Annotated in this window: 23 protein-coding genes; 12 read left to right on the top strand and 11 right to left on the bottom strand. The window is 65.2% G+C overall.

What is annotated here, in order from left to right:
- Nucleotides 1-38: 38 nt before the first annotated feature.
- Both ABWP89_RS10980 and ABWP89_RS10975 read right to left on the bottom strand, forming a co-directional pair.
- Nucleotides 39-1,550, bottom strand: a complete 1,512-nt coding sequence (locus tag ABWP89_RS10980) for a type II secretion system protein GspD (protein WP_353229245.1) — start codon at nt 1,548-1,550, stop codon at nt 39-41.
- On the bottom strand, nt 1,551-2,843 hold the full coding sequence (locus ABWP89_RS10975; RefSeq protein ID WP_353229244.1) for a S53 family peptidase: 1,293 nt from the start codon (nt 2,841-2,843) through the stop codon (nt 1,551-1,553).
- Between the two features lie 305 nt (nt 2,844-3,148).
- On the opposite strand from ABWP89_RS10975, the gene ABWP89_RS10970 reads away from it, so the two are divergent.
- Nucleotides 3,149-4,051 carry a D-2-hydroxyacid dehydrogenase gene (locus ABWP89_RS10970; RefSeq protein ID WP_353229268.1) on the top strand — a complete coding sequence of 301 codons (903 nt, stop codon included), beginning with the start codon at nt 3,149-3,151 and terminating at the stop codon, nt 4,049-4,051.
- Here ABWP89_RS10970 and ABWP89_RS10965 read toward each other — a convergent pair.
- Entirely contained in the window at nt 4,045-4,491 is a 447-nt protein-coding gene (locus tag ABWP89_RS10965) for a hypothetical protein (RefSeq protein WP_353229243.1), read from the bottom strand. The two genes, ABWP89_RS10970 and ABWP89_RS10965, sit on opposite strands and share 7 nt — an antisense overlap.
- Before the next feature lie 242 nt (nt 4,492-4,733).
- Between ABWP89_RS10965 and ABWP89_RS10960 the strand changes: the two genes are divergently transcribed.
- Together ABWP89_RS10960 and ABWP89_RS10955 are read left to right on the top strand one after the other, a co-directional pair.
- Nucleotides 4,734-5,459 carry a S24 family peptidase gene (locus ABWP89_RS10960; RefSeq protein WP_353229242.1) on the top strand — a complete coding sequence of 242 codons (726 nt, stop codon included), beginning with the start codon at nt 4,734-4,736 and terminating at the stop codon, nt 5,457-5,459.
- 74 nt (nt 5,460-5,533) lie between these two features.
- Nucleotides 5,534-6,208, top strand: coding sequence for an MBL fold metallo-hydrolase (locus ABWP89_RS10955; protein WP_353229240.1), 675 nt, complete (start codon nt 5,534-5,536; stop codon nt 6,206-6,208).
- Between the two features lie 35 nt (nt 6,209-6,243).
- Here the strand turns inward: ABWP89_RS10955 and ABWP89_RS10950 are convergent, their stop codons facing one another.
- The gene (locus tag ABWP89_RS10950) at nt 6,244-6,639 is read right to left on the bottom strand and encodes an MAPEG family protein (RefSeq protein WP_353229239.1); all 396 of its coding nucleotides are present in this window, start codon (nt 6,637-6,639) and stop codon (nt 6,244-6,246) included.
- A 258-nt stretch (nt 6,640-6,897) separates the two neighbouring features.
- Here ABWP89_RS10950 and rpmF point away from each other — a divergent pair, with 258 nt between their 5' ends.
- The 5 genes from rpmF to ABWP89_RS10925 all read left to right on the top strand — a co-directional run bounded on the left by rpmF (nt 6,898) and on the right by ABWP89_RS10925 (nt 10,474).
- Entirely contained in the window at nt 6,898-7,077 is a 180-nt protein-coding gene (rpmF, locus tag ABWP89_RS10945; RefSeq protein WP_353229237.1) for a 50S ribosomal protein L32, read from the top strand.
- Between the two features lie 215 nt (nt 7,078-7,292).
- Nucleotides 7,293-8,456 (top strand): phosphate acyltransferase PlsX, encoded by a 1,164-nt coding sequence (gene plsX, locus ABWP89_RS10940; protein ID WP_353229236.1) that lies wholly within the window; start codon nt 7,293-7,295, stop codon nt 8,454-8,456.
- Nucleotides 8,453-9,439 (top strand): beta-ketoacyl-ACP synthase III, encoded by a 987-nt coding sequence (locus ABWP89_RS10935; protein WP_353229235.1) that lies wholly within the window; start codon nt 8,453-8,455, stop codon nt 9,437-9,439. Before plsX ends, ABWP89_RS10935 begins: the two co-directional genes overlap by 4 nt.
- Before the next feature lie 188 nt (nt 9,440-9,627).
- Nucleotides 9,628-9,927 (top strand): integration host factor subunit alpha, encoded by a 300-nt coding sequence (locus ABWP89_RS10930; RefSeq protein ID WP_353229234.1) that lies wholly within the window; start codon nt 9,628-9,630, stop codon nt 9,925-9,927.
- An 82-nt stretch (nt 9,928-10,009) separates the two neighbouring features.
- Nucleotides 10,010-10,474, top strand: coding sequence for a MerR family transcriptional regulator (locus tag ABWP89_RS10925; protein ID WP_353229232.1), 465 nt, complete (start codon nt 10,010-10,012; stop codon nt 10,472-10,474).
- On the opposite strand, the gene ABWP89_RS10920 is transcribed toward ABWP89_RS10925, so the two are convergent.
- Together ABWP89_RS10920 and ABWP89_RS10915 are read right to left on the bottom strand one after the other, a co-directional pair.
- Nucleotides 10,471-11,016: a SixA phosphatase family protein gene (locus ABWP89_RS10920; RefSeq protein WP_353229231.1), complete on the bottom strand. Its 546-nt coding sequence runs from the start codon at nt 11,014-11,016 to the stop codon at nt 10,471-10,473. The two genes, ABWP89_RS10925 and ABWP89_RS10920, sit on opposite strands and share 4 nt — an antisense overlap.
- Nucleotides 11,013-13,799, bottom strand: a complete 2,787-nt coding sequence (locus ABWP89_RS10915) for an ATP-dependent DNA helicase (protein WP_353229230.1) — start codon at nt 13,797-13,799, stop codon at nt 11,013-11,015. The genes ABWP89_RS10920 and ABWP89_RS10915 overlap by 4 nt, the downstream gene beginning before the upstream one ends.
- 202 nt (nt 13,800-14,001) lie before the next feature.
- Here ABWP89_RS10915 and ABWP89_RS10910 point away from each other — a divergent pair, with 202 nt between their 5' ends.
- The 3 genes from ABWP89_RS10910 to ABWP89_RS10900 all read left to right on the top strand — a co-directional run bounded on the left by ABWP89_RS10910 (nt 14,002) and on the right by ABWP89_RS10900 (nt 17,273).
- Entirely contained in the window at nt 14,002-14,901 is a 900-nt protein-coding gene (locus tag ABWP89_RS10910) for a flagellin N-terminal helical domain-containing protein (RefSeq protein WP_353229229.1), read from the top strand.
- 91 nt (nt 14,902-14,992) lie between these two features.
- On the top strand, nt 14,993-15,574 hold the full coding sequence (locus tag ABWP89_RS10905) for a phosphoribosyltransferase (RefSeq protein ID WP_502915274.1): 582 nt from the start codon (nt 14,993-14,995) through the stop codon (nt 15,572-15,574).
- 40 nt (nt 15,575-15,614) lie between these two features.
- Nucleotides 15,615-17,273 (top strand): lysine--tRNA ligase, encoded by a 1,659-nt coding sequence (locus ABWP89_RS10900; RefSeq protein WP_353229228.1) that lies wholly within the window; start codon nt 15,615-15,617, stop codon nt 17,271-17,273.
- On the opposite strand, the gene ABWP89_RS10895 is transcribed toward ABWP89_RS10900, so the two are convergent.
- From ABWP89_RS10895 to ABWP89_RS10885, 3 genes are all read right to left on the bottom strand, one after another.
- Complete coding sequence (locus ABWP89_RS10895) at nt 17,219-19,267, bottom strand: DUF885 domain-containing protein (RefSeq protein ID WP_353229227.1); 2,049 nt, start codon at nt 19,265-19,267, stop codon at nt 17,219-17,221. The genes ABWP89_RS10900 and ABWP89_RS10895 overlap by 55 nt on opposite strands.
- Complete coding sequence (locus tag ABWP89_RS10890; protein ID WP_353229226.1) at nt 19,258-19,935, bottom strand: prolyl hydroxylase family protein; 678 nt, start codon at nt 19,933-19,935, stop codon at nt 19,258-19,260. The genes ABWP89_RS10895 and ABWP89_RS10890 overlap by 10 nt, the downstream gene beginning before the upstream one ends.
- 111 nt (nt 19,936-20,046) lie before the next feature.
- On the bottom strand, nt 20,047-21,159 hold the full coding sequence (locus ABWP89_RS10885; RefSeq protein WP_353229225.1) for an RcnB family protein: 1,113 nt from the start codon (nt 21,157-21,159) through the stop codon (nt 20,047-20,049).
- Nucleotides 21,160-21,374: 215 nt separating this feature from the next.
- On the opposite strand from ABWP89_RS10885, the gene ABWP89_RS10880 reads away from it, so the two are divergent.
- Entirely contained in the window at nt 21,375-21,995 is a 621-nt protein-coding gene (locus ABWP89_RS10880) for a pyridoxamine 5'-phosphate oxidase family protein (RefSeq protein WP_353229223.1), read from the top strand.
- A gap of 115 nt (nt 21,996-22,110) precedes the next feature.
- On the opposite strand, the gene ettA is transcribed toward ABWP89_RS10880, so the two are convergent.
- On the bottom strand, nt 22,111-23,790 hold the full coding sequence (gene ettA, locus ABWP89_RS10875) for an energy-dependent translational throttle protein EttA (RefSeq protein WP_353229221.1): 1,680 nt from the start codon (nt 23,788-23,790) through the stop codon (nt 22,111-22,113).
- 45 nt (nt 23,791-23,835) lie between these two features.
- The gene (locus ABWP89_RS10870; RefSeq protein WP_353229220.1) at nt 23,836-24,657 is read right to left on the bottom strand and encodes a dienelactone hydrolase family protein; all 822 of its coding nucleotides are present in this window, start codon (nt 24,655-24,657) and stop codon (nt 23,836-23,838) included.
- Nucleotides 24,658-24,778 lie beyond the last annotated feature (121 nt).

Genomic DNA, 24,778 nt, shown 5'->3' with positions numbered 1-24,778 from the left:
GCTGTGAAAGCCCCGCCGGGTCAAGGTCTTGAGGCGTTTCACCCCCGGTGCCGCAGGATGTGGGGCGTGACCACAATATACAGGTCGGTCTTTTGCTTGGCATGGGTGGTGGTGCCAAACACTTTTCCGATCAGCGGGATATCACCCAGCAGCGGGATGTGCGTGCGCGTGTCGAGCACGGTTTCCTGCGTCAGCCCGCCGATCACAAAGCTTTCGCCATCGTGGACGCTGGCCACGGTTTCGGCCTCACGCTGTGAAATGGTGGGATAGCCCTGGGCATAGCCGGTCACGCTCGACACCACGCAAAACACGTGGCTGGTGACCGCGCCATCGGGCCCAACGCGTGGCGCAATCTGCAGCGTGACGCCCACGTTCACATATTGCACCTGCTGCGACACGCCGTTGACCCCCGACAGCGTGATCGAGGTCAGGATCGGCAGGGCATCGCCGGTGATGATCTTTGCGGTCGCGCCCGACAGCGCGGCGATGCGCGGGCGCGACACGATCTTGCCATTGCCCTTTGTAATCTGCGCCGAAATCGCCGCCTGCAATTGCCCGCTGGCCAGCCGGCCGGCGTTGTTGGGGCTTTCGCCCGAAGGGATGAACTGGCCGCTTTGCACCGAAAACAGCGCAATCTGGCCGCTGGCATTGGCAAAATCGATGCCCACCGATCGAGCGCCGGATTCGGTCAGTTCGACCAATTCGGTATCCAGGATCACGCTGTCGAGCGGGACATCGATCAGCGCGATCTGCGCCTTCAGCCGGGCAATGCGCGCCGGCGGGGCGTGCAGCCAGATCGCGTTGAGCCGGCGATCGATGGCGATCGTGCCGCTGGCATCGACGCTTTCGCCCAGCGGCTGATCGGGGGCATCGCCGGGTGCCAGCACTTGCGCGGCATAGCTGCCGCCGGTCAGGCTGGTCGAACCAAAGCCGGGTTCGCGCGGGATGAAATGGTCGTTGGGGCGGATCTGCGCGCCCGGGCTGATCAACCCCACCACTTCGCTGACATCGGCGTATTTCAGCATGACCAGTTCGCTTTGTGCATCGGCATCATCGGCCGGCGGCGGATTGGCGGGCGTGCGTGCGCGCGTCGGCAGGGCCGCGCCGTGCGCCAGGGCGGTCGCGTGCACGGTGATGTCCAGCGTCGCCGGGTCAACCGTGTGCGCCTCTGCCACCGCGGCCGCCGTCGCGGCAAAGCGTATGATCAACACGCTGTCCACTTGTTCAAAACGGACCGCGCGCACCAGCCCGTCCAGCCGTCCGGTCAGCCCGGCGCTGCTGGCGCGCGTGGTCAGCGCCAGCGCCAGTGCGGGTTTGCCCAGCGATTCGGGGGTGTCGGCCAGTGGGGCAAAACCATTGGCGTGCGGCGCCAGCGTCAGCCGGAACCGCGCTTCGGTCGGCGACTGGCTGATCAGCTGGATCGCGGTCAGCAATGCGGGTGTGGCATCGGGGCGCAAATCGGCGGTTTGTGCCAGTACATGGCCGGGAACAAGGCCCAGCGCCAGTGTCAGCAGCAGCGCCAGCGCGGGCAGCCGGGACAGCCAGCCCATTCAGAACGCGCCTTTGCCGCGCGGGGTGCCATTGCCGGTGGGACCATCATATCCGGTCTGCGCGGTGCAAAAATAGGTGCCGCCGCATTGCCCGTCGCTGCCGGCGGTCACATCGAACAGAAACCCCGGTTTCAGCCACAGCGACCGCGCGCCGATCGGGTGCGATCCGGCCGCGCCATAGATCCCGGCGATCAGCGGCGCGCCTACGCTGGTGCCGCCAAACACCATCCAGCTGGCCGTGTTGCCCGGCCCGATCGGGCCATAGACCGCCACGCCTGTCGCTGGCGCGGCGACCGCGGCCACATCGTTCATCATGCGTTTGGTGCACAAGGTGTCGGTCTGCCACGATGGTTTGGGGTACATCGCGGAACAGCCGCTGCCGCTGTTGGCCCAGGCGGTTTCCTTCCACCCCCGTGGCGTGTTGGCGGCGCGCACCAGTTTGGTTCCACCCACCGCGATCACAAATGGCGCGCTGGCGGGAAATTCGGCGCCATAGCCGCTGTCGCCCGCGCTGGCGGTAATGGCGATGCCGGGTTGGCGATACACGCTGGCAAACGGGCGCGTGCCCGGTTCCGTGCCGCCATAGCTGTTGGAAATCGCGCTCGCCCCCGACGCTACCGCCAGCGCCACGCCGGCGGACAGGTTGTCGACCGTGTCGTCGTCGGTTTCCACCAGCAGGATGCGGCAATTCGGGCACATCGCGCTGACCATCTGGATATCGAGCGCCTGTTCCTGTGCCCAGCCGGTATCCGGTGGCGGCAGGGTGGTGCCGCCACGCTGGTCGACCCTGGTAAAACAGCCGCTGGCCGCGGTGCAGGGGGGCAGGCCATACTGGCTGCGATAGATCGCCAGATCGCTTTCCGCGCGGGCATAGCCATAGGCATCGACAACCGCGACAATCGTGGTGCTGACACCCTTTGCGGCGATGCGATAGGCATTGCGCAGATCGGCCGGACCATAGCCCGATGGCACGATGGCATTGGGGGGTAGGGTGGCGGGGGGCAGGGTGGCGGGGGACAGCGTGGCGGGGGACAGCGTCGCTGCGGCGATTGCACCCGGCATCGGCCGGCCATCGGCGCGCACCTGCACATGGGCGTGGCAATGCATGTGCATCGGGCGCGGGTCGCGCGCGCAGATCGCACGGTGCAGGACAATCTGCCCGATCCGGTCTTCGCGCTCGACCGGTCCCGGACGCGACGCCGCGCGGGCCGGTGTGGCCACCAGCGTCACCAGGACCGCGGTGATCAGGATGTGTGCCACCATGATCGATCCGATCCATCGCCAAACCGGCATGCCATCCCCTTATGTTGCCACGCGCCCGGCCCGGCCCGCGTTCACTCCGCGCGGGATTAGATCGCTTTGGCGATCACGCGGTGGTCAACTTCCTCCGAATATGAGGCATAGTGGATCAGGCATGGGCGCAAGCTGCGCCCGCAAGCCGCCCCCGATTTGCGCTTTGCCATGGGCGTGGCGTCCCGCCATAGTCGGGCCAAGCCGTGGTGATAGCGCGCGGGTTTTGGGGGAGATTGCGGTTGAGCGACGATGGACACGCCGGTGGTCTGCGCACGGTGGTGGTGGTCAATGCACTGGCGGCGCCGATGCTGGCCGGGCGCGTGCCGGAATGGGTGGATTTGCGCGGCTTTGCCACCACGGCGGAACTGATGGAACTGGCACCGCTTGCGGACATCGGCTGGTTCGATCTGCACAAACCCGCGCCGATGGCCGATGCCATCCGTCTGGCCACACGGCTGAAATGGCTCAATTCGATCTATGCCGGGGTCGATGCCTTTCCGCTGGATGTGCTGGCCGAACGCGGTGTCACTTTGACCAACGGCGCCGGGATCAACGCGATCACGATTGCCGAATATGTGGTGATGGGCATGCTGACCATGGCCAAAGGCTATGCGCAAGTCGTGGCGGCGCAGGCGCGTGAAGAATGGCTGATGGATTCCCCCGGCAAGCGCGAATTGTACGGCAGCCGCGCGCTGATTCTGGGCGCTGGCGCGATCGGTGGGCGCGTGGCGCAGATGCTGGCGGGCTTTGCGGTCGATGTGACCATGGTGCGGCGCGGGCCTGCGCCGGGCTGCCTGACCCCTGATCAGTGGCGCGCGCGGCTGGACGAATTCGACTGGGTGATCATCGCGGTGCCGGCCACACCCGAAACCAACGGGCTGATCGGCGCGGCAGAGATCGCCGCGATGAAGCCCGGCGCGATGCTGGTCAATGTCGCGCGCGGCAGCGTGATCGATCAGGATGCGCTGATCACCGCGCTGAATGCCGGGCGGCTGGGCGGCGCATTTCTGGATGTGTGCACGCCCGAACCGCTGCCGCCGGGGCATCCGCTGTGGCGCGTGCCCAATGCCCATGTCACCATGCACCTGTCGGGCCGCGCGCAGGACAAGATGTTTGTGCGCAGCGTTGACCGCTTTCTGGCCAATCTCGACCGCTGGCACCGGGGCGAACCGGTGGCGCCGGCGGTCGATCTGGCGCGCGGTTACTGATCCAGCAGCAGCGCGCTGATCTCCATCTCCGCCTCGGGGTGGGGCAGCAGCGTCTGGGTAAAGCGGGTCACCGTCATTTCGGCGATCAGCGCGCGGGGCACGGTGATGGCATCATCGCCGATCGCGATCACCAGCAGTTCGGCCGCGCTCAGCGCTTCGATACCCTGAAAGCGCAGCACAAAGGTATGGCGCGATCCGCTGAAGGTGGCGCTGGACCATTGCGTTTCGCCATGGCGGACCAGCCGCGCCAGCGGGCCGGCGCGGTCGAACAGTGCCTGCGCCAGGCGTTGCCCGGCGGTTATGCGCGGGCGATTGCCGCGCGGTTCGCTGCGGTCGCGGGCCGTGTGGTGGGGGGCCGGTCTGGTGAGGTCCGATTTGGTCAGATCCGGCTTGCCCAGGTTGTTGTCGCGCCACATCGCCGTTTCCCTCATTTTGTTCATGAAATGTTCCCACCGCATTTTTGGTTGGGTGGTGATGCGCCGCTTTGCCCGTGGAGTTGGATCGCACCAGATCGAAGGTTTCGCGCCGGACTTCAGCGCCGGGCTGGCAGGATCGGTGTGGGGCAGGGGCGTGGTCATCAGGGGCTTCCTTTCGAGTCGGCGTAAGATATTTCTTATATTGACAGGAAAAATATCTCGGTCTAGGAAAAATCCTTCGAAATTGGGGTAAGGACTTGCCAACCATGCCGATCAGCAGCGCACCGGACATCCTCGATCCCGCCGATCCGCGCGCGCGGCTGGTCGATCTGGCGCGTGCACGCGGCGTCAGCCTGTCGGCGTTGTCGGCGATGATCGGGCGCAACGCCGCCTATCTGCAGCAATTCGTGCGCAAGGGATCACCGCGCAAGCTGGAGGAAAATGACCGGCACACGCTGGCGATGTTCTTTGGCGTCGACGAATCCGCACTGGGCGCGCCGTTGGTACCGGTGGTCGCCACCGTGCGGCCGGGCGGGGGCGGCCTGGTTGCCGGTGCCCGCGCGCCGGCCAAGACGGCGCAATGGGTGGATATTCCCCGGCTCGCGCTGGGCGCCTCGGCGGGGCCGGGTGCGCTCGCGGATGATGATGTGGCGGATGGCCGGTTGCGGTTCAGCCAGCGCTGGCTGCGCGATCTGGGGCTTGATCCGGCGCACCTGTCGGTGATCGAGGTCGCCGGCGATTCGATGGAGCCGACGTTTCGCGATGGCGATGAAATTCTGGTTGATCGTTCGGCCGTGCGGTCGTCGGGCGGTTGGCGCGATGGTATCCATGTGGTGCGGATCGATGATGTGCTGCTGGTCAAACGGCTGGAACGGGGCGCGGCCGGGATGATCCGGGTGATCAGCGACAACCCGGCCTATGCCAGCACGGTCCGCGCTCTGCCGGATGTGGAGATCATCGGCCGGGTGGTGTGGAAGGGCGGCAAAATCTGATTGCCTGCACAGGCGCGCTGGCCCGGGCCGATCAACCCTTGCGTTCGGGCGTGCGGGCCATCATCTTGGGGCCTATGACCGAACCTGCAAAACCGCCTGTCCCGCCGCTGAAAGTGGCGATCCTGCCCGTGACACCGTTGCAGCAGAACTGCACGCTGGTGTGGTGCACCGCCACCATGCGCGGCGCGTTTATCGATGCCGGGGGGGATCTGCCGTTGCTGCGCCAGGCGATCGCCAAGACCGGGGTCACTATTGAAAAGCTGTTGGTGACGCACGGCCACATCGATCATTGCGGCGGCACCGCCGCGTTTGCGCGCGAATTGGGCGTGCCGATCGAAGGCCCGGAGGAGGCGGACCGCTTCTGGATCGACCGGCTGGGTGACGATGGCCGCAAATACGGCATCGCCGGCGAAGTGTTCGAACCCGACCGCTGGCTGCACGATGGCGATACCGTCACGATCGGCGATTGCGTGCTGGATGTGGTGCATTGCCCGGGGCACACGCCGGGGCACGTGGTGTTTTTCCACGCGCCGTCGCGGTTTGCCATCGTTGGTGACGTGCTGTTTCAGGGATCGATTGGCCGCACCGATTTTCCGCGTGGCAACCATCAGGATCTGATCGATTCGATCACCCAGAAACTGTGGCCGCTGGGCAATGATGTGACCTTTGTGCCCGGGCATGGCCCGGTCAGCACGTTTGGCCAGGAACGCCAGACCAATTCCTATGTCAGCGACTATATGCTGTCATGACCGGCGCGCCCGCCGTTGCGGGCGCGCCGAAGAGTTTATCTGGTAAACGCGATGATTGCGGCCCAGATGCCCACGCCCAGCAGGGTCAGCATGGTGGTCAGCGTGCCGACCATCCGCCCGGTCCCGAATGCGCCGCCATCCATGCCCAGGCCATGCGCAATCCGGCCCAGAATGAACGCCACCGCCACGCCGGCCAGCACCGGGTTGCCCGGGCGTGCTGCTTCGACCAGCGCGATCAGCACCAGCACGATCGGCGCGTTTTCAATGAAATTGGCCTGTGCGCGCATGCGCCGGATCAGGGCTTCGTCACCGCCATCGCCGATGGAAATTTTCTTGGCCTGGCGCACCGCGCCGATGCGGACCGATAGCCAGATGTTTACCAGCGCGGCGGCTGCGGCCGCGGCCAGGCTGATTGGCAGGTATAGTGTCATTGCTGCTCCCCCGATTTGCGGCCGTTTGTTGCCGCGCGGTTGCAGCGCTAGCTGAGTGCGGCTTGCAAATCATCCTGAAATGCGTATAGGCCCCCCTTCGCCCGCGAATGGCACCCCGTCGCCCGCTTCATCTGCCTGTCGCCCTGTGCATGCACATCCTGTGCTGCAACGGGAACAAGCGGGGTTGTCTGGACCGACGGATTTGCCTATCGCGCCAGTGATCGCAGACTTCTCAATATATCAGGAACAGGTGCCGAAATGGCCGTCCCAAAACGAAAAACATCGCCGTCCCGCCGTGGCATGCGCCGCAGCCATGATGCGCTCAGCGTCGAGGCATTCCATGAATGCACCAACTGCGGCGAACTGAAGCGCCCGCACATGCTGTGCAACGCCTGCGGCCATTACAATGGCCGTGAAGTGATCGCGGTGGGAAACTGATCGTGCCATACCACCGGATTGCGTGATGATCCGGTAATGGTACGTTTCCCGGGCTGCATTATCATGGAACCATACGCGTTGCCTGCCTGCCAACCGGCGCCATTGCGCCGGTACGCAATCCAGGCCAACGCGCGTGGGTCAACCAAGCACGGATCGATCAGGCCCGCCGTGGCCGGGTACGACACGATTGCACAACCGGGGGGGACCATCGCATCATGAGCCTGCCGCGTATCGCACTGGACGCGATGGGCGGCGATGAAGGCTTGCGCGTGATGGTCGAAGGCGCCGCGCTCGCGCTGGCGCGCAATCCGCAGCTCAGTTTTCTGATGGCCGGGGATGAACCGCTGGTTGCTGCGGCGATCGCTGGCTATCCGGGTTTGAGCGAACGCACCCTGATCCGCCACGCCCCCGATGTGGTGTCTGGCGATGAACGCCCGACCCAGGCGTTGCGCCGTGCGCGCACGACATCAATGGGTCTGGCGATCGACGCGGTCAAAACCGGTGAGGCCGGTGCCGCGGTCAGCGCGGGCAACACCGGCGCGCTGATGGCGATGGCCAAGCTGTCGCTGCGCACCCTGCCGGGGATCGATCGGCCCGCGCTTGCCGCGCTGGTGCCGACGCTGGGCGATCACGATCTGGTCATGCTCGATCTGGGCGCCAACACCGCCTGCGATGCGCGCAATCTGGTACAATTTGCGATCATGGGCGCGGCCTATGCGCGTATCGTCAACGGGCTGGCCAGCCCGCGCGTGCGGCTGTTGAACATCGGTAGCGAGGAAAGCAAGGGCACTGACGACTTGCGCGATGCGGCAGCGGTGCTGAAGGATGTCGATGGCGCGCTGGCGCTGACTTTCGATGGCTTTACCGAGGCGGACAAGCTTAACCGCGGTGACATCGATGTGGTGGTAACCGACGGATTTTCCGGCAATATCGCGCTGAAGGCGATGGAGGGCGCGGCGCGGTTCGTGGCCGATCTGCTGCGGCGCAGCTTTTCCAGCTCGCTACGGTCAAAATTCGGCTTTCTGATTTCGCGCCCGGCCACCGAATTGCTGCGCCACCATCTTGATCCCAACAACCACAACGGCGCGCTGTTTGTCGGGCTTAACGGTATCGTGGTTAAAAGCCACGGCGGGGCTTCTGCGCTGGGTGTTGCCCACGCCATCGAAATCACCGCGCGCCTGCTGGAGGAAAACCTGACCACGCGTATTGCGGCCGATCTGGCCGATGTCGGGGCGGAAAAGATCAACAGCCCGGTTCGTGCCAGCCAGCGCCACGCGCAGGATGTGGCCGCCGCGGCAAAGCGTGAGGCCGACACCAGCGCCATTACCGGCTCTGCCGCCAGCCCGGCCAACAGCCCTTATGCAGAGCCTGACGCATGACCGGCACGGTTCTGCGATCGGTCATTCGCGGCAGCGGCTCGGCCTTGCCCGAACGGATCGTCACCAATGCCGAAATGGCGTCGATGGTCGATACCACCGACGAATGGATTGTCGAACGTACCGGCATCCGCGCCCGCCACATCGCCGGGGATGGCGAAACCACCAGTTCGCTTGCGACCCTGGCGGCGCGCCGGGCGCTGGATGCGGCGGGTTTCGATGCGTCAACGATCGATTGCATCATTCTGGCCACCGCCACCCCCGATCAGACCTTTCCTGCCTCTGCCACGATCGTGCAGAACAACCTGGGCTGTCGCGGCGGCATGGCGTTTGACGTTGCGGCGGTCTGTTCGGGCTTTCTCTATGCGCTGACCACGGCCGATGCACTGCTGCGCGGGGGCAACGTGCGGCGTGCGCTGGTGATCGGTGCGGAAACCTTCAGCCGCATTCTGGATTGGGACGATCGCACCACGTGTGTGCTGTTCGGCGATGGCGCGGGCGCCGTGGTGCTGGAGGCGGTCTTGGTCGATCCCGATGACCACGCCGCACCGGGCCTGATCGCCAGCCGGCTCCACGCCGATGGCGCTTATAACGACATGCTGTTCGTCGATGGCGGGCCTTCCACCACGCAGACGGTGGGCAAAGTGCGCATGCGCGGGCGCGAAGTGTTTCGCCACGCGGTGGTCAACCTGGCCGGCGTGCTGGAAGAAGTGCTGGCGACGGCGGGCATGACCTCTGCCGATATCGACTGGGTGGTGCCGCACCAGGCCAACGCACGCATCCTGGATGCGACCGCGCGCAAACTGTCGCTGTCGCCCGACAAAGTGGTGATGACGGTCGATCATCACGCCAACACCAGCGCCGCATCGGTGCCGCTGGCGTTTGATGAAGCGGTCCGCGACGGGCGCATCAAGCCCGGAGATCTGGTCATGTTCGAAGCGATGGGCGGCGGGTTCACCTGGGGCGCTGCGCTGATCCGCATGTAATGCCTGGATGGCGGCGCTGGCCGTCGTGCAAAAGCAACCGTTGGCGTGCACGTTTGTGGCAATCGCCAGACCCGGATCGGGACACGCCGAAATGCATGAAAAGGCCCCGTAACGCATTGCGTTGGACCGAAAACCGGTTATCTTGACAACAGGGTAGTGGGACTTTGTTGCAATTGGGGGAATAACGGATGCGTTCTGTTGGCACTTTGACGCGGGCTGATCTCGCGGAAAGCATCAATCGTCGCGTTGGGCTTTCACGCGCCGAATCGCTGGATATGGTTGAAGCGATTCTCAACCGCGTCTGTGATGCCCTGGCCGATGGTGAAAACGTCAAGATTTCAGGGTTTGGCACATTCCTGCTGCGTGATAAGGCGGAACGGATTGGCCGCAATCCCAAAACCGGGATTGAGGTGCCGATTACACCACGCCGCGTGCTGACCTTTCGCGCCAGCCAGATGTTGAAAGACCGCATTTGCGCAACCGAATGATCCTTCCTGCATGAACGGCCCGGCCCCAGCCCGTACGCGCGCCGTGATCCGGCCGTCGGGCGCCCGGGCAGGTCGTGGCAAAGTGACCGATCATTCTGAAATTGCTGCGGTTTTTCAGGATGGCAAAGATGCCGGTGCCTTACGCACGATCGGTGAAGTGGCACGTGCGCTGGGCCTGCGCCAGCATGTCCTGCGCTATTGGGAAGACCAGTTTCCCACCTTGCGCCCGCTTACCCGGGCCGGTGGCCGGCGTTATTACCGGCCCGAAGATATCGCGCTGCTGATCACCATCGACAGGCTGGTCCACCGCGATGGCTATACCATCCGTGGTGCGCGCGCGGCGCTGGCGATGCCTGCGGCGCTTACGATGCCTGCGGCGCGGCGTGTTGCGGCATCCGGTGCATGCCTGGCATTGCCCACGCAGACCATCGCCGATGACCCTGCGGCCCCCGGACAAGGCCCCGAACAGGACATCGTCACTGCGGTACAGGTGTTGCGCCGCCACCTCGAATCGATTCGCGCCCGGCTGGCCGCCGCGCTCGATTAATCAGGAAATTCCGGGCCCAGCGCGGGATCAAGATCGCGCGGACGCACCAGCGTGGTCAGCCGCGCACAGCCAGGCGCGATATCGGCCCAATGGTCGATCGCGCATTCCAGCACGGCGAAGGTGGCGGTGGGAAACTTGGCCTCGACAATCGCGCGCAACGGACTGGTGCCGTTGTCGGGCACCAGATCGAAAATCAGGTCTTCCAGCCCGGGATTGTGGCCGACCATCAACAGCGCGGCGGGATCGCCTGGTAGTTCTTTCAACAGGTCGATCAGCATTTCTGAACTGGCGAGATAGATGCGCCGGTCCCATTCCACCGGAAACGTGCGGCCCCACGGTTCGCTGGCGATTTCGATCGTTTCCGCCACGCGCACCGCGGGGGATGCGATGACACGGTCGAATCGCCAGCCCTGATCGTGCACGTACCGGCCCATCGCCGCCGCGCCGCGAATGCCGCGCGCGTTCAACGGCCGGTCAAAATCACGCGCATGCGCGTCGGACCAGTCGGATTTGGCATGGCGAAACAGGGCGAGCGTCTTCACGCGAGGGGTCCAGGGATCAGCGGGGCGGTCGGTGCAGGGGCGCCAACGGGTTCAGAAACACTGCCCGCGATGCTTTGTAAAGCCACATCGAGCGTGACCCGGCGCACCGGGGTTCCAGCCGGAAACGCCGCGATCAGCCGCGATGGAAATGCTGCCGACAGCACCACGAACGCGCCGCGATCGGTATCAGACCGAATCAGCCGGCCAAATGCCTGCGCCAGCCGTGCGCGGATGATCGCATCATCGTGGGCCTGCCCGCCGCCCGCCAGCCGCCGCGCGCGGTGCAGGATCGACGGTTTGGGCCAGGGAACTTGTTCCATCACCACCAGCCGCAGCGAAATGCCCGGCACATCGACCCCGTCGCGCAACGCATCGGTACCGATCAGCGATGCGCGCGGATCATCGCGAAAAATATCGACCAGCGTGCCGGTATCGATCGGATCGACATGCTGTGCATACAGCGGCAGCCCTGCGCGCGCGAGCCGGTCGACAATCCGGCCATGGACAGCGCGCATCCGCCGGATCGCGGTAAACAGCCCCAGCGCGCCGCCGCCGGCCGCCTCGATCAGCCGGGCATAGGCGGCCGCCAGCGCCGACATGTCGCCCCGCGGAACATCGGTCACGATCAACACTTGCGCCTGGTTGGCGTAATCAAACGGGCTGTCGACCGCGAACAGCCGGGGATTGATGCCCAGGTGGCGCGCGCCGCTGCGCTGAATTGCGGATTCCCAGTCCGGGTCCGGGCCTTGTCGGTCGCACAGGGTGGCGCTGGTCATCAGCACGCCATGCGCCGGCGCCAGCACGGCGGCGGCAAACGGCTTCATCGGGTCGAGATAGCGGCGGTGCAGCCCCAGATCCCATTCGCGCCCTTCAGACCGTTCGACCGCCAGCCAATCGACAAAATCGGGATCGGCCGGCCCACCCAGCCGCGCCAGCAGTGCAATCCACCCCGTCAACAGGTCACAGCGCCACTGGATCGACCCGCGCGCGCCCTCGATCCGCGCGCGCGCGGTGCTGTCCAGCCAGTCGGGCGGATCGGCCAGCAGCGCCTCAATCCGCGTGCCGATACGCGCCAGCGGCTGGCGCAGCGCCTCCAGCGCGTCTTGTGCGGCGGCGGCCACGGTGATGAACCCGCCGTCCAGCCCGGCCGCCTCGGTCTCCAGCCCATAGCCGGCTTCCTGGCCGCCGCTTTCATCGCGGGCGTGGACCAGCGCGCGGGTCGCGGCCAGCAATTCTTCGAGCGGGCCCACCGGGGCCCCTTCGGCGATTCGCGCCAGCCAGCCGTCGCCGGGCAGTGCCTCTGCCGCGTCGCGGGCGCGGGTGATCGCGCGCGCGCCCTCTTCGTCATAGCTGGCCAGATCAGCCAGCCGCGCCGCCAGGCCCCGGCGGCGGCCGCGCGATTTGCCCTCTGGCCCGATCACCCAGCGGCGCAATTCGATCGTTTCGGCCCCGGTCAGCGCGGCGGCAAAGGTGGCGTCGGCGGCATCGAACACGTGATGCCCTTCGTCAAACACGATCCGCGTCGGCTGGCCGCCATTTTCCCGGCCCCGCGCGGCGTTGATCATCACCAGCGCGTGGTTGGCGATCACCAGATCGGCCTGGGCAGAGGCGCGCGTGGCGCGTTCGATGAAACATTTGCGGTAATGCGGACACGCGGCATAAATGCACTCGCCACGCTGGTCGGTCAGCGCGGTGATGCCACGGCGGCGAAACAAAGTGCCCAGCCACCCTGGCAGATCGCCGCCGATCATGTCGCCATCCTGGCTGTATGCCGCCCAGCGCGCCACCAGTTGCGCCAGCACCGCCGCGCGGCCCTGAAATCCGCCCTGCAGCGCGTCTTCAAGATTGAGCAGGCACAGATAGTTTTCGCGGCCCTTGCGCACCACCACGGCCGGGCGTTCGCCGGTGGCGCGGTCGGCAAAGGCGCGGCGGCTTTCGCGGCGCAACTGGCGTTGCAGCGCCTTGGTATAAGTCGAAACCCAGACCGTGCCGCCCGATTGTGCGCTCCACAAGGCGGCTGGCGCCAGATAGCCCAGCGTTTTGCCGGTGCCGGTGCCCGCCTGTGCCAGCACCACGGTGGGCACGCGCACGGTGCCGCGCGGGGCAAACATCTGGCCCGCCTCACGCGCAAAGGCGCGCTGCGCCGGGCGGTCTTCGGCCCCGGCGCCGGCAATCGTGGCCAGCCGCGTGGCGATGGCATCATCATCCAGCACCACTTGCGCGGGCTGCGGCCGGGGCGGCGCCTCTTCCCATTCGGGCAGGCGCGCAAACAGCCAGCGTTCGGCGCGTTCCGGGCGGCGTATGGTCCTGGTCAGCAACGTTGCCCACGGCCAGCGCTGGCGCGCCAGCAATTCCAGCGCGGTCCACGCGCCTTCACGCGCATGCCAGTCCGCCGCTGCGGTGTGGTCGATCAGCACGGCGGCGGCCAGCCGCAGGAACGCCGGGACCGCGGCATCGCCGTCCGGTTCGGGCAAAGCGAGCGCGCGCGCCAGCCCGTGCGGCGTTGGCACCACAAACCGCGCCGGGTGCACAAACGCAAACAATTCCAGCAGATCCAGCCCCGACAGATCGGGATAGCCCAGCCGGCTGGCCACCAGCGGCGCGCCCAGCACGATCAGCGGGGTATCGGCCGCGGCGACGATCGCGTCGCCCTTGCTGATCTGACGCGCGCTGATCTGGCTTGCGCGGCGGGAATCGTCGCCCACGTCGATCCAGCATCCGCCGTGGCTGGCATGCAGCGCCGGCAGGGGCAGCGGCTGCACAGCGGGAAGGGGTGATTCCATCGCGCCGGTCTGGGGCGGCCGGCGCCAAAAGTAAACGGGCAGGGGGTTGAACGATGGGGGATGGGTGGGGCGAACGCACATTTCTCACCACGCCCTTAACTATGACAGACGCCTGCCGTCCTACCGCTGCAGGAACCCCTTTGATGCTTGCGCCTGGCGCAGGATTCGCAAGGGGGGCCGACCCATAGTGGAGAATGGGACCATGACCGCGATCAACACCAACATCGCCGCGACACAAGCGGCCGATGCTTCGAATGCCGCAGGCAAGATGACCGCGCAGGCGATGCAGCGGCTGTCAACCGGGCTGCGTATCAACAGCGCCGCCGATGATGCCGCCGGCCTCGCCATCAGCAACACCATGACATCGCAGATTGATGGCATGACCCAGGCGGTCAGCAATGCCAACGACGGCATTTCGCTGGCCCAGACGGCTGGCGGCGCACTGACCGAAGTGACCAACATGCTGCAACGCATCCGCCAGCTGGCAGTGCAGTCATCATCGGGCACCTATCAGGCGTCGGACCGCACATCGATGCAGGCCGAAGTTTCGAACCTGACCCAGCAGATTTCGGGCATCCTGGCCAAAACCACCTTCAACGGCGTGAATGTCTTTGCGATCACGTCGGGCGCCCCGGCGGCCAACGGGTCGCAGGATATTACCACCACCATCCAGACCGGCGCCAACAACGGCGAAAACGTGGTGATCGACAGCCCGGCGTTCAACGGTTCGCAGCTGTTCGGCAGCAATGGCGGCACCGGCCTGACCGCGTACAGCAACGCCACGGGCGTGGTGCAGGCGCTGGATGTATCAAGCCAGGCGGTATCGGCCACCACCATCACCAATATCGATGCGATGGTGACCCAGGTCAACGCGACCCAGGCCGCGCTGGGTGCGGCGCAAAACCGCCTGACATCGGTGGTCAGCAACCTGAACACCAATATCACCAACCTGGCATCGGCGCGCAGCCGGATCAGGGATACCGATTATTCGACTGAAACCACCCATCTGGCCAAGGCGCAGATCCTGTCGCAGGCATCGACCGCGATGATCGCCCAGGCCAACCAGAGCCAGCAAAGCGTGCTGTCGCTGCTGAAGGGTTAAGCGAGTCGTCATGATGTCTCCCCCCCGGGCGGGGCCGCGCAACCTGCGCGGCCCCGTTTGTGGTGTTTACGCAGGCGCCATCGTTGCCTAAATGCTCATGATGGGAAACATCGACACTGCCATTGCCAAGACCTGGCTGACCGCCGACCGCCTGCTGGAAGATTCGTTCCGGCTGGGCAATCTGATCATCGCATCGGGATTTGTGCCCACGCATATCGTCGGCATCTGGCGCGGTGGCGCGCCGGTGGGGATCGCGGTGCAGGAATTGCTGGAATACCGCGGGATCGAAACCGATCATATCGCCGTGCGCACCAAATCCTATGACGGGATCGACCAGCAGAACAGCGAAGTGCGGGTCTATTCGCTGGGCTATCTGATCGACACGCTGTCACCCGATGATCGGCTGGTGGTGGTCGATGATGTGTTTGACAGCGGCCGTTCGGTCGAAGCGCTGCTGCGCGAATTGCGCGAACGTTGCCGCCACAACACCCCGCGCGACATCCGCATCGCGACCGTCTATTGGAAACCGGCGCGCAACAAAACCACGCTGCGCCCCGATTATTACGTCCACCAGACCGATGAATGGCTGGTATTCCCCCACGAAATCTGTGGCCTGACCGAGGATGAAATCCGCGCGCACAAGCCGCAGGCGGCGCTGATCCTGCGGGATTGACGCTTGCCAAACCGGGCGTAATCGCGAAAGGGCGGGGGCTATGACCGACACCACCACCGCCCCCGCCGATCTGCCCCAGCCGCCCCTGCAAGACGCCGCCCGGGTAAACAAGACCTGGCCGTTTGAAGAAGCGCGCAAGCTGGTGCGGCGCTATCCCAATGGCAAGCGCGATGCGGCGGGCAATCTGGTGCCGGTGCTGTTTGAAACCGGCTATGGCCCGTCGGGGCTGCCGCACATCGGCACCTTTACCGAAGTGTTGCGCACCACGCTGGTGCGCCGTGCCTATGAAGTGCTGGCCATACAGCCCGATGGCACCCCGCCGCCGACCCGGCTGGTGGCGTTTTCGGATGATATGGACGGCCTGCGCAAAGTGCCCGACAATGTGCCGGACAAGGATATGCTGGCCGCCAACATCGGCCGGCCGCTGTCGCGCATTCCTGATCCGTTTGGCACCCATGCCAGCTTTGCCCACCACAACAACGCGCGGCTGCGCGATTTTCTTGACCAGTTCGGGTTCGATTACGAATTCGTGTCGGCGTCGGACCGTTACAACGCGGGCGGGTTTGACGACGCGCTGATCAACGTCCTGCGGCATTACGACGCGATCATGGGCATCATGCTGCCCACTTTGCGCGAAGAACGCCGGCAGACATATTCGCCGGTGCTGCCGATCTCGCCCACCACCGGCGCGGTGCTGCAAGTGCCGATCGCGATCATCGATGCCGATGCCGGGATGATCCGCTTTACCGACGCGGATGGCACTGTGGTGGAACAGTCGATCCTGGGCGGGCGGTCAAAGCTGCAATGGAAAGTCGACTGGGCGATGCGTTGGGTCGCGCTGGGTGTCGATTACGAAATGTATGGCAAGGATCTGACCGACAGCGGCACGCAATCGGGCAAGATTGCCGCGGTGCTCGGCGGGCGCCGTCCGGAAGGGCTGATTTACGAGCTGTTCCTGGATGAAAAGGGTGAAAAGATTTCGAAGTCCAAGGGCAACGGCCTGACGATCGAACAGTGGCTGGATTACGGCACGGCGGAATCGCTGGGATTCTACCTGTTCCGCGAACCCAAGAGCGCCAAATCGCTGCACGTGGGCATCATTCCGCGCGCCGTCGACGAATATTGGCAGTTCCGCGAAAAGCTGGGCGCGCAGCCGGTCGAACAGCAACTGGGCAACCCGGTCTGGCACCTGTTGCGCACCAATAGTGCGTCACCCGGCGCCGGCGACAGCCTGCCGGTGACTTATGCGCTGCTGCTCAATCTGGTGGGCGTGCTGGGTGCGGGCGCCAGCCGCGAACAAGTGTGGTCGTACCTTGGCAATTATGTCGACGCCGCCGATCCGGCCGATCATCCGGCGGTCGATACGCTGGTGACCTGCGCGCTGGCGTACAACCGGGATTTCATCGCACCGACGCTGCAACGCCGCGCGCCCACCGCTGGCGAAGCGGCCGCGCTGGCCGCGCTCGACGCCGCACTGGCGCAAATGCCCGCCGACGCCGGGGCTGAGGACTTTCAGACCGTGGTCTATACCGTCGGCAAGGATGAAGCGTTCGGGTTTGAATCGCTGCGCGACTGGTTCAAGGCGCTGTATGAAACGCTGCTGGGGTCGGCGCAGGGCCCGCGCATGGGCAGCTTTATCGCGCTCTACGGCCTCGCCAACACCCGTGCGTTGATCGCCGAGGCATTGGCATCGGCCTGACTCGCAATCCAGTCGCGAATTTTTGAATCCAGCACCGACAGCGGCAGCGCGCCGCTGTTCAGCACCTGATCGTGAAAGGCGCGGATATCAAACCGCGCGCCCAGCGCCGTGCGCGCCTGGTCGCGCAGCCGCTGGATGGTCATCGCGCCGATTTTGTAGGCCAATGCCTGCCCCGGATTGGCGATATAGCGATCGACTTCGGCCGCGGCATCGATCCGGCCAATGCCCGAATTGTCGAGCATATAGGCAATCGCCTGGTCGCGGGTCCAGCCGCGCGTGTGCAGCCCGGTATCGACCACCAGCCGCATCGCGCGCAGCATTTCATCATCCAGCGTGCCCCAGTGCTGCGCCGGATCGCGGTACAGCCCCATGTCGTACCCCAGCGTTTCAGCATAGAGCGCCCAGCCTTCGACATAGGCGGCATTGCCGCCAAACCGCTGAAAATCGGGCAAGGCATCGTTTTCCTGCGCCAGGCTGATCTGGAAATGGTGTCCGGGTGCGCCTTCGTGCAGGTACAGTGTGGTGACCCCGGTCATGAACCGGTGCTGCCAGTCATACGTGTTGTACCAGAACACCCCCGGCCGGGTGCCGTCGGGCATGCCTTCGCTGTAACTGCCGCCCGCCTCGAACCGGGCGCGGTAATCGGGATAGGGCTGGATCAGCAGCGCGGTGTGCGGCAATTGCCGGAAATAACGCGGGGCCAGCCGCGCCACTTTATCGCCCACCGCACGAAATCCGCTGTCCAGTTCGGCCGCGCTGCGCGGATGAAACCGCGCATCGCTGCGCACCACATCAAAAAATTCGCGCAACGGCAGCGTATAGCCCAGCTCGCGTTCCACCCCGCGCATGTCGCGCTGGATGCGTTCGACTTCGGTCAGGCCGGTCTGGTGCACGGCATCGGGATCGAGCGACAGCGTGGTCTGGTTGCGCACCAGCAGGCGGTACAACATCGTGCCACCGGGAATGGCCGACAGCCCGACCGAATCGCGCGCCGCGGGCAGATAAGTCCCGGCCAGAAAATCGCGCAATTTGCGATAGGCGGGATAGACGTGGGTTGTGGTCGCCGCCAGAAACGCCCGCGCCAGCCGCGCCCGCGTGGCGGGTGATACATCGCGCGGGATATGCCGCGCCGGGGCGATGAACAGCGATTGCGCCGGCGGGCGCGCCAGGATGGCATCGATTTCGGCGATCATCGCCATCACCGTCAGCCGCGGTTCGACCACGCCGCTGGCCATGCCTTCGCGAAAGCGGTCAGCCGCATTGTCGAACACCACGGGCAGCGTGCGTTCCAGATCCAGCCGCGCCTCTACATCGGCCAGCGTATGCAGTGATCCGCCTTCGCTGGTGGCCGCCATTTCGGGAAATTCGACCGGAAAACCCATGAAATGGTTGAACGGTTGCACCCCCAGCAATGCCTGGGCCCAGGGCGCCAGCATCGCCCGATTGTCGATCAGCGTCTGGTCAAACACGTCATAGGACAGGCGGTGCGCAGGATCGAGCGCGGCGCGATCGACGCCGGCCAGCTGTGCCAGCGAATGGTCGATCACGGTGCGCTGTCGCGCGGTCAGTTCGGGCGTGAACAGCAATACCAGCAGATCGTGCGGCACCGCATCGCCGCGCGCCAGCGCGCCCAGCGGATCGAGCGCCTGTTGCGCGCGGCTGTCTTCGACAAACAGCCGGTCCAGCCGGTCTGTCATCGCGGCGGCGGTGTCGGGGTGGGGCGCTGGCTTTGCTGCGCTGCCGGCGGTTGCGCCCGCGCCGGCCGGCGGCGCGGGCGATGTCCGTGGCATGGTCGGCTGGCGTGCTGCGGCTGGCGGGGTGTCAAGCTTTGCCAGTACCGGCACATCGCGTTGGGTGCTGGCGGACGGCGGCAGTGCTGCGCTGGCGCAGGCCGACAGCGCGCCGCCCAGCACAGCCACAACCACCCAGGTCACGCCGGTCTGCAGCAGCGGCGGCCACCCGATCCGCGCGGCCCCGCCCGGCGTCACGACCACGGACGCGCCCGATACCAGCGGGTCAGCACATATTTCACCCCGCTTGTCACCGGCGCCCCGGCATGCAGCGTGCGCGGATTGGGCCGGCCATCGGGGGCCATGTTGTTCCACGCCAGCAGGACCCCGGCCTGGGGCGGGATCGACAGGCTGATCTTGGGAAAATCGGTGGCGCCGCCCTGGTCCACCGCGTTGAGATAGCCCATCGCGGTCCAGCTGCGTTGCCCGCCGCGCCGCCGTTCATCATCCCAATATTCGTGTTTTTTTACAAAATAGTCAAAATGATGCTTGAATTCCTGGCCTTCGCGATAGCGCTGCCCCTGCAGCGTTTCGCCCAGGCCTGGATCGATCCCCAGCAGATCATCGATCCGCCGTTGCAACATCCGCACGAACGGATCGGCGGGATCGACATCACCGGTATAACTGGTGCGACCCAGGTCGATATTGTTGTTGTAGGTGGGCGATGGCCGCGCGACGGTGTCGATCACTGCCATCAGCCGCTGACAATCGCTGGCCGACAGAAAATCGGCCACGGCATAGATTTCGACGCCCTCCACCGGCAGGCGATAGGCTGCGGGATCGGCATCCAGCCGCGCACGCACGACCTCTCCGATGCGCGCAAGCTGGGCGCGGTCGGGATCGCGATCGGCGGCTTTGAACGAAAAAACCATGACAGCACCGGGTCATGGCGCATGGCGGCGGCAACAGCAAGACCCGGCGGCAAGACCTGACACCGATCAACCGTGCCGGCGCAGGTCATGCGCCGGCACGGTTGTCGCGATTTACCAGAACACGTTGCGGATCACGTCCACCACTTCGCCCGAATCGATATCGATCAGCAGGCAATCGTTGTAATAGCGCACCCAGCGATACGATCCCCAGACCGGGGGCAAGTGGTAATAGGCAGGATCGTCGATCCAGTAGCGTTCGTCATAATAGGCGCCTGCCAGAAAGGCGCCAATGCCAAAACTGACATAGCCATAGCCGCGATAGGGCGCATCGTAAAAACCCAGCTGGAACACATTACGGTGATATCCGCGCCAGCTGTACCAATCATAGCGGTGGTCACGGCGCCAGTCATTGTTCCAGCCGCGCCCGCGATCCCAGTCGCGGTGGTCGCGCGATGCGCCATAACCCCAACCGCGGTTGTCGCGGTCATGATTGTCCCATCCGCGCCGGTCGCGGTCGTGGTCGTTCCACCCGCGGTTGTCGCGGTTCTGGCTTTGCCAGCCGCCGGGCCCGCGTGAACCGTTCTGCCAGCCGCGATTGTCGCCGCCACGATTGTCGCCGCCGCGATTGTCGCCCGTGCGCCCCTCACCGCCGCGCCCGTCATTCCCACGTCCGTTCCACCCGCCGGCGCCGTTGCCACGTGCGGGGTCGCCGATGCCAGGGGCGGGGGGTGTCGGGGTTACGCCGACGCCAGTCGGCCGGTTGCCATTCCATCCACCGCGCCCGTCACCGCCGCGCCCGTTCCAGCCGGGTGCGCCGTTGCCGCGTGCGGGATCGCCCATCACGGGTGCGGGGGTCTGCCCATTGCCAATGCCGCCCGACGGTCCGTTGCGCCACGACGGCGCATTCGGGGCGGGTTGCGGGCGGGCCGGCATGCTGGGCTGGGGCATCGATTGCGGCTGCGCGCCCGGCGTTCCACCACCCCAACTGCGTCCGCCACCACCACCGTTCCAGCTGCCACCTTGCGGGGCAGGCGCGCGTGCAGGGGACGGTGCCGGGGCGCTGGGGGCTGCGCGCATGTCGCCCCCGCCACGGCGTTCGCGCGGCATTTCCTGGGCCAGCGCCGGCGCTGGCAGGCAGCCCAGCACCAGCGTGACCGCGGCGATTGTGCTGCCCAGCAGGGCGGTCACGCGTGCGCGTGCTGCCGATGTGCCTGTTGATGCCATGTGCTGCCTCCCAAAACCCTGGCGATGGCGTGCAATCACGATCGTTGGTGGTGCCATCGTCGGCCCCCGTCCGGTCATGATCGCGCGAATCGCGCTTGTGTCATGGACTATCACGCCCGATCGCTGCACGGATGCTGAACCGGGCTGTAGGCTGTGTTCAGAATCGGGATTCGCCGGTCCGCTATGCAGCACTGCACACCCGCCACAGGACAACCATGGACGACAACCATCTGCGCCCCGACGCCGCCCCGGCCCACCTGCTGGCGGTGCTGAATGATGCGCGCAGGCGGCTGGATCACGCCGCACGCGACCGCCATGCCGCCATGCACGCACCGGTGGTGGTGACCGGCGATGGTGATGCGCGGATCATGGTGTTGCGCGGTGTGGATGACGATGGCGGGGTCTTGCGCTTTCACACCGATCAGCGGTCCCCCAAAGTGGCGCAGATCGATGCCGATGCGCGCCTGACCGTGCTCGCCTATGAACCGCAGGACCGCGTGCAATTGCGCCTGACCGGCGCGGCGCGGGTCGATCGCGATGGCACGATGGCCAATGCCGCGTGGGCGGCAGCGTCACCGCTGGCACGGCGGGTCTATCTGGTTGAATCTGCGCCGGGGGCGGTGCTGGCACAGCCCGGATCAACGCTGCCCGCCGCATTGCAGACACGCCGCCCGACGCTGGCGGAAAGTGAGGCCGGGCGCGACAATTTTGCGGTGATCGTGATGCGCATCGAAGTGATCGACTGGCTGCAACTCGGCCACGAGGGCGGCCGCCGCGCGCGGTTTGTGCGTGATGCGCAGGGGGATGGCTGGCAGGGTGAGTGGATCGCGCCCTGATGGATTAGAACTGGTTGAGACAGGGTTCAAGCGTCTCGCGAAAGCCCTTATTTTCCTCACAACGCACTGAATTAAAAGCCCTTCCCCTCAGGGGAGGGGCTCCCCGCAAACGCGATCAGCGCGTCAGTTTTTTGTATGCCAGCGCGGTCGGCCGGTCGGCCGCATCGCCCAGGCGGCGGCGCTTGTCTTCTTCATAGGCGGCAAAGTTGCCTTCGAACCATTCGACATGGCTGTTGCCTTCGAATGCCAGGATATGCGTGGCCAGCCGGTCCAGGAAAAAGCGGTCATGGCTGATCACCACCGCGCAACCGGCAAAGTTTTCGATCGCTTCTTCCAGCGCGCCCAGCGTTTCGACATCAAGGTCGTTGGTCGGTTCGTCCAGCAGCAGCACGTTGCCACCGGTTTTCAGCATCTTGGCCATGTGCACGCGGTTGCGTTCACCGCCCGACAGCTTGCCCACGTTCTTTTGCTGGTCGGCGCCCTTGAAATTGAACGCGCCCACATAGGCGCGGGTCGATGTGTCGAACCCGTTGACCTTCATGTAATCGGCGCCGTCGGAAATTTCCTGCCACACGTTCTTGGCCGGGTCCAACTGGTCACGGCTCTGGTCGACATAGCCCAGCCGCACGGTTGATCCGATGTCGATCGCGCCGGTGTCGGGCTGTTCCTTGCCGGTCAGCAGTTTGAACAACGTCGATTTGCCCGCGCCGTTCGGCCCGATCACGCCGACAATGCCGCCGGGCGGCAGCAGGAATGACAGGTCGTCAAACAGCAATTTGTCGCCATAGGCCTTTGAAACGTTTTTAACTTCGATAACCTTGCCGCCCAGCCGTTCGGGCACCTGGATGACGATCTGCGCCTTGCCCGGGCTGCGCGTGTTCTGGCTGGCGACCAGTTCTTCAAACTTTTTGATACGGGATTTTGACTTGGTCTGGCGGCCCTTGGGGCCTTGCCGGATCCATTCCAGTTCGTCGTTGATGGCCTTTTGGCGGCCCGACGCCTCCCGGTCTTCCTGGTCCATGCGCTTCGACTTCTTTTCCAGATAGGTCGAATAATTGCCTTCGTACGGGAAATATTTGCCGCGGTCGATTTCCAGAATCCAGCCGACCACATTGTCCAGGAAATAGCGGTCGTGGGTGATCATCAGCACCGCGCCGGCATATTCCTTCAGGTGGTTTTCCAGCCAGTCGACCGATTCGGCGTCCAGGTGGTTGGTCGGTTCGTCCAGCAGCAGGATCGACGGTTTCTGGATCAGCAGCTGGGTCAGCGCGACGCGGCGGCGTTCCCCGCCCGACAGGTTTTCCACCGACCAGTCGGACGGCGGGCAGCGCAGTGCCTCCATCGCGATTTCCAGCTGGTTATCCAGTGTCCAGCCATCGACCGCGTCGATCTTGCCCTGCAGATCGCCCATTTCGTCCATCAGCGCGTCAAAATCGACGTCTTCGGGCGGATCGGCCATCAGGTTGGAAATTTCGTTGAAACGATCAACCAGATCGGCGGTTTCGCGTGCCCCGTCCTTGACGTTTTCCAGCACGGTCTTGGTCGGATCGAGCTGCGGTTCCTGCGCCAGATAGCCGACGGTGATGTTTTCACCGGGCCAGGCTTCGCCAGTGTAATCCTTGTCGATCCCGGCCATGATTTTCATCAGGGTCGATTTGCCCGCGCCGTTGGGACCAACGATGCCGATCTTGGCGCCCTGGTAAAACTGCAGGCTGATATCGCTGAGCACCGGCTTTTGCGCGCCGGGGAAAGTCTTCGTCATGCTTTTCATGACGTAGGCGTACTGGGCGGCCATGGTCGTCCTTCGTAGGTTTTATGCGGGGTATGTTTCTCGCGCGCTCTACAAGGCGGGGCCGGGCTTGCCAAGCGGCGCGGTTCGATCCTTGAAAAACCCGATCACTTCGGCCTCCACCTGGCGGGTGCGGCTGCCCGGCTGGTCGATCACGTGAAAGGTCAGCACCGAATGCGGCGCGATCGGCGCATTCGGGTTGGCATCGGCATCGTCCAGCTCGATTGTTTTCACCTTATCGCCAAACCGCGCCCGCAGCATGGCGAAGCGCGCCTCGGGCACCAGTTTGTCGGATTTGAAACGCAAGGCCAGCATCGACAGATCCTCGGTTTCAAACCGCGCCTTGGCACAGGCCATTTCCTCTTCGGACGAATCGATCCGGCCCGCACCCCAGGTGCCCAGCGGCAGCGAGGGTTGTGACAAAACCGGGGCAACCACCGCCGGCTCGGTCATCATTGCCAGCGCAAACCCGCCGGTAAAGCACATGCCGACCGCACCCACCCCGCGCCCGCCACATTCGGCATGGGCATGGCGGGCCAGCGCACGCAGCCAATCGACAATCGCGCTCGATTTGCCATTGGCCCAGGCGTTGAATTCGCGCCGCACGCACAGCGTCCACACCGCCTGGCCCAGCGTATAAAGCTTGTCCGGCTTGCGCCCGTCTTCGCCAAACAGGCTGGGGCAAAACACCGTCATCCCGGCCTCCGCCACCCGATCGGCAAAGCGCATGACCAGCGGATGCAGGTTGGGCATTTCGTGCATGATAATCACGGCAGGCCCGCTGCCCTTGCGCCACACCTTGCGCGTGTAAGGCCCGTCGGTGAATTCAAACGCGGTGTATCCGGCAAAGGCGTCGGCGTTCTGCATCGTCATTGCCTCTTATCCTCGCCGAAACGGGGAGGGGGACCGCGCGTAGCGTGGTGGAGGGGTGGTGCAGTTATAGAACCGCCGGCGCGCGGTGCACCGCCCCTCCACCACCTTGCAGGCGGTCCCC

Origin of the sequence: Novosphingobium sp. (assembly GCF_040398825.1) — a bacterium.
Classification (GTDB): domain Bacteria; phylum Pseudomonadota; class Alphaproteobacteria; order Sphingomonadales; family Sphingomonadaceae; genus Novosphingobium.
The sequence above is the reverse complement of the archived record's forward strand: the minus strand, read 5'-3'. Positions and strand labels throughout refer to the sequence as shown.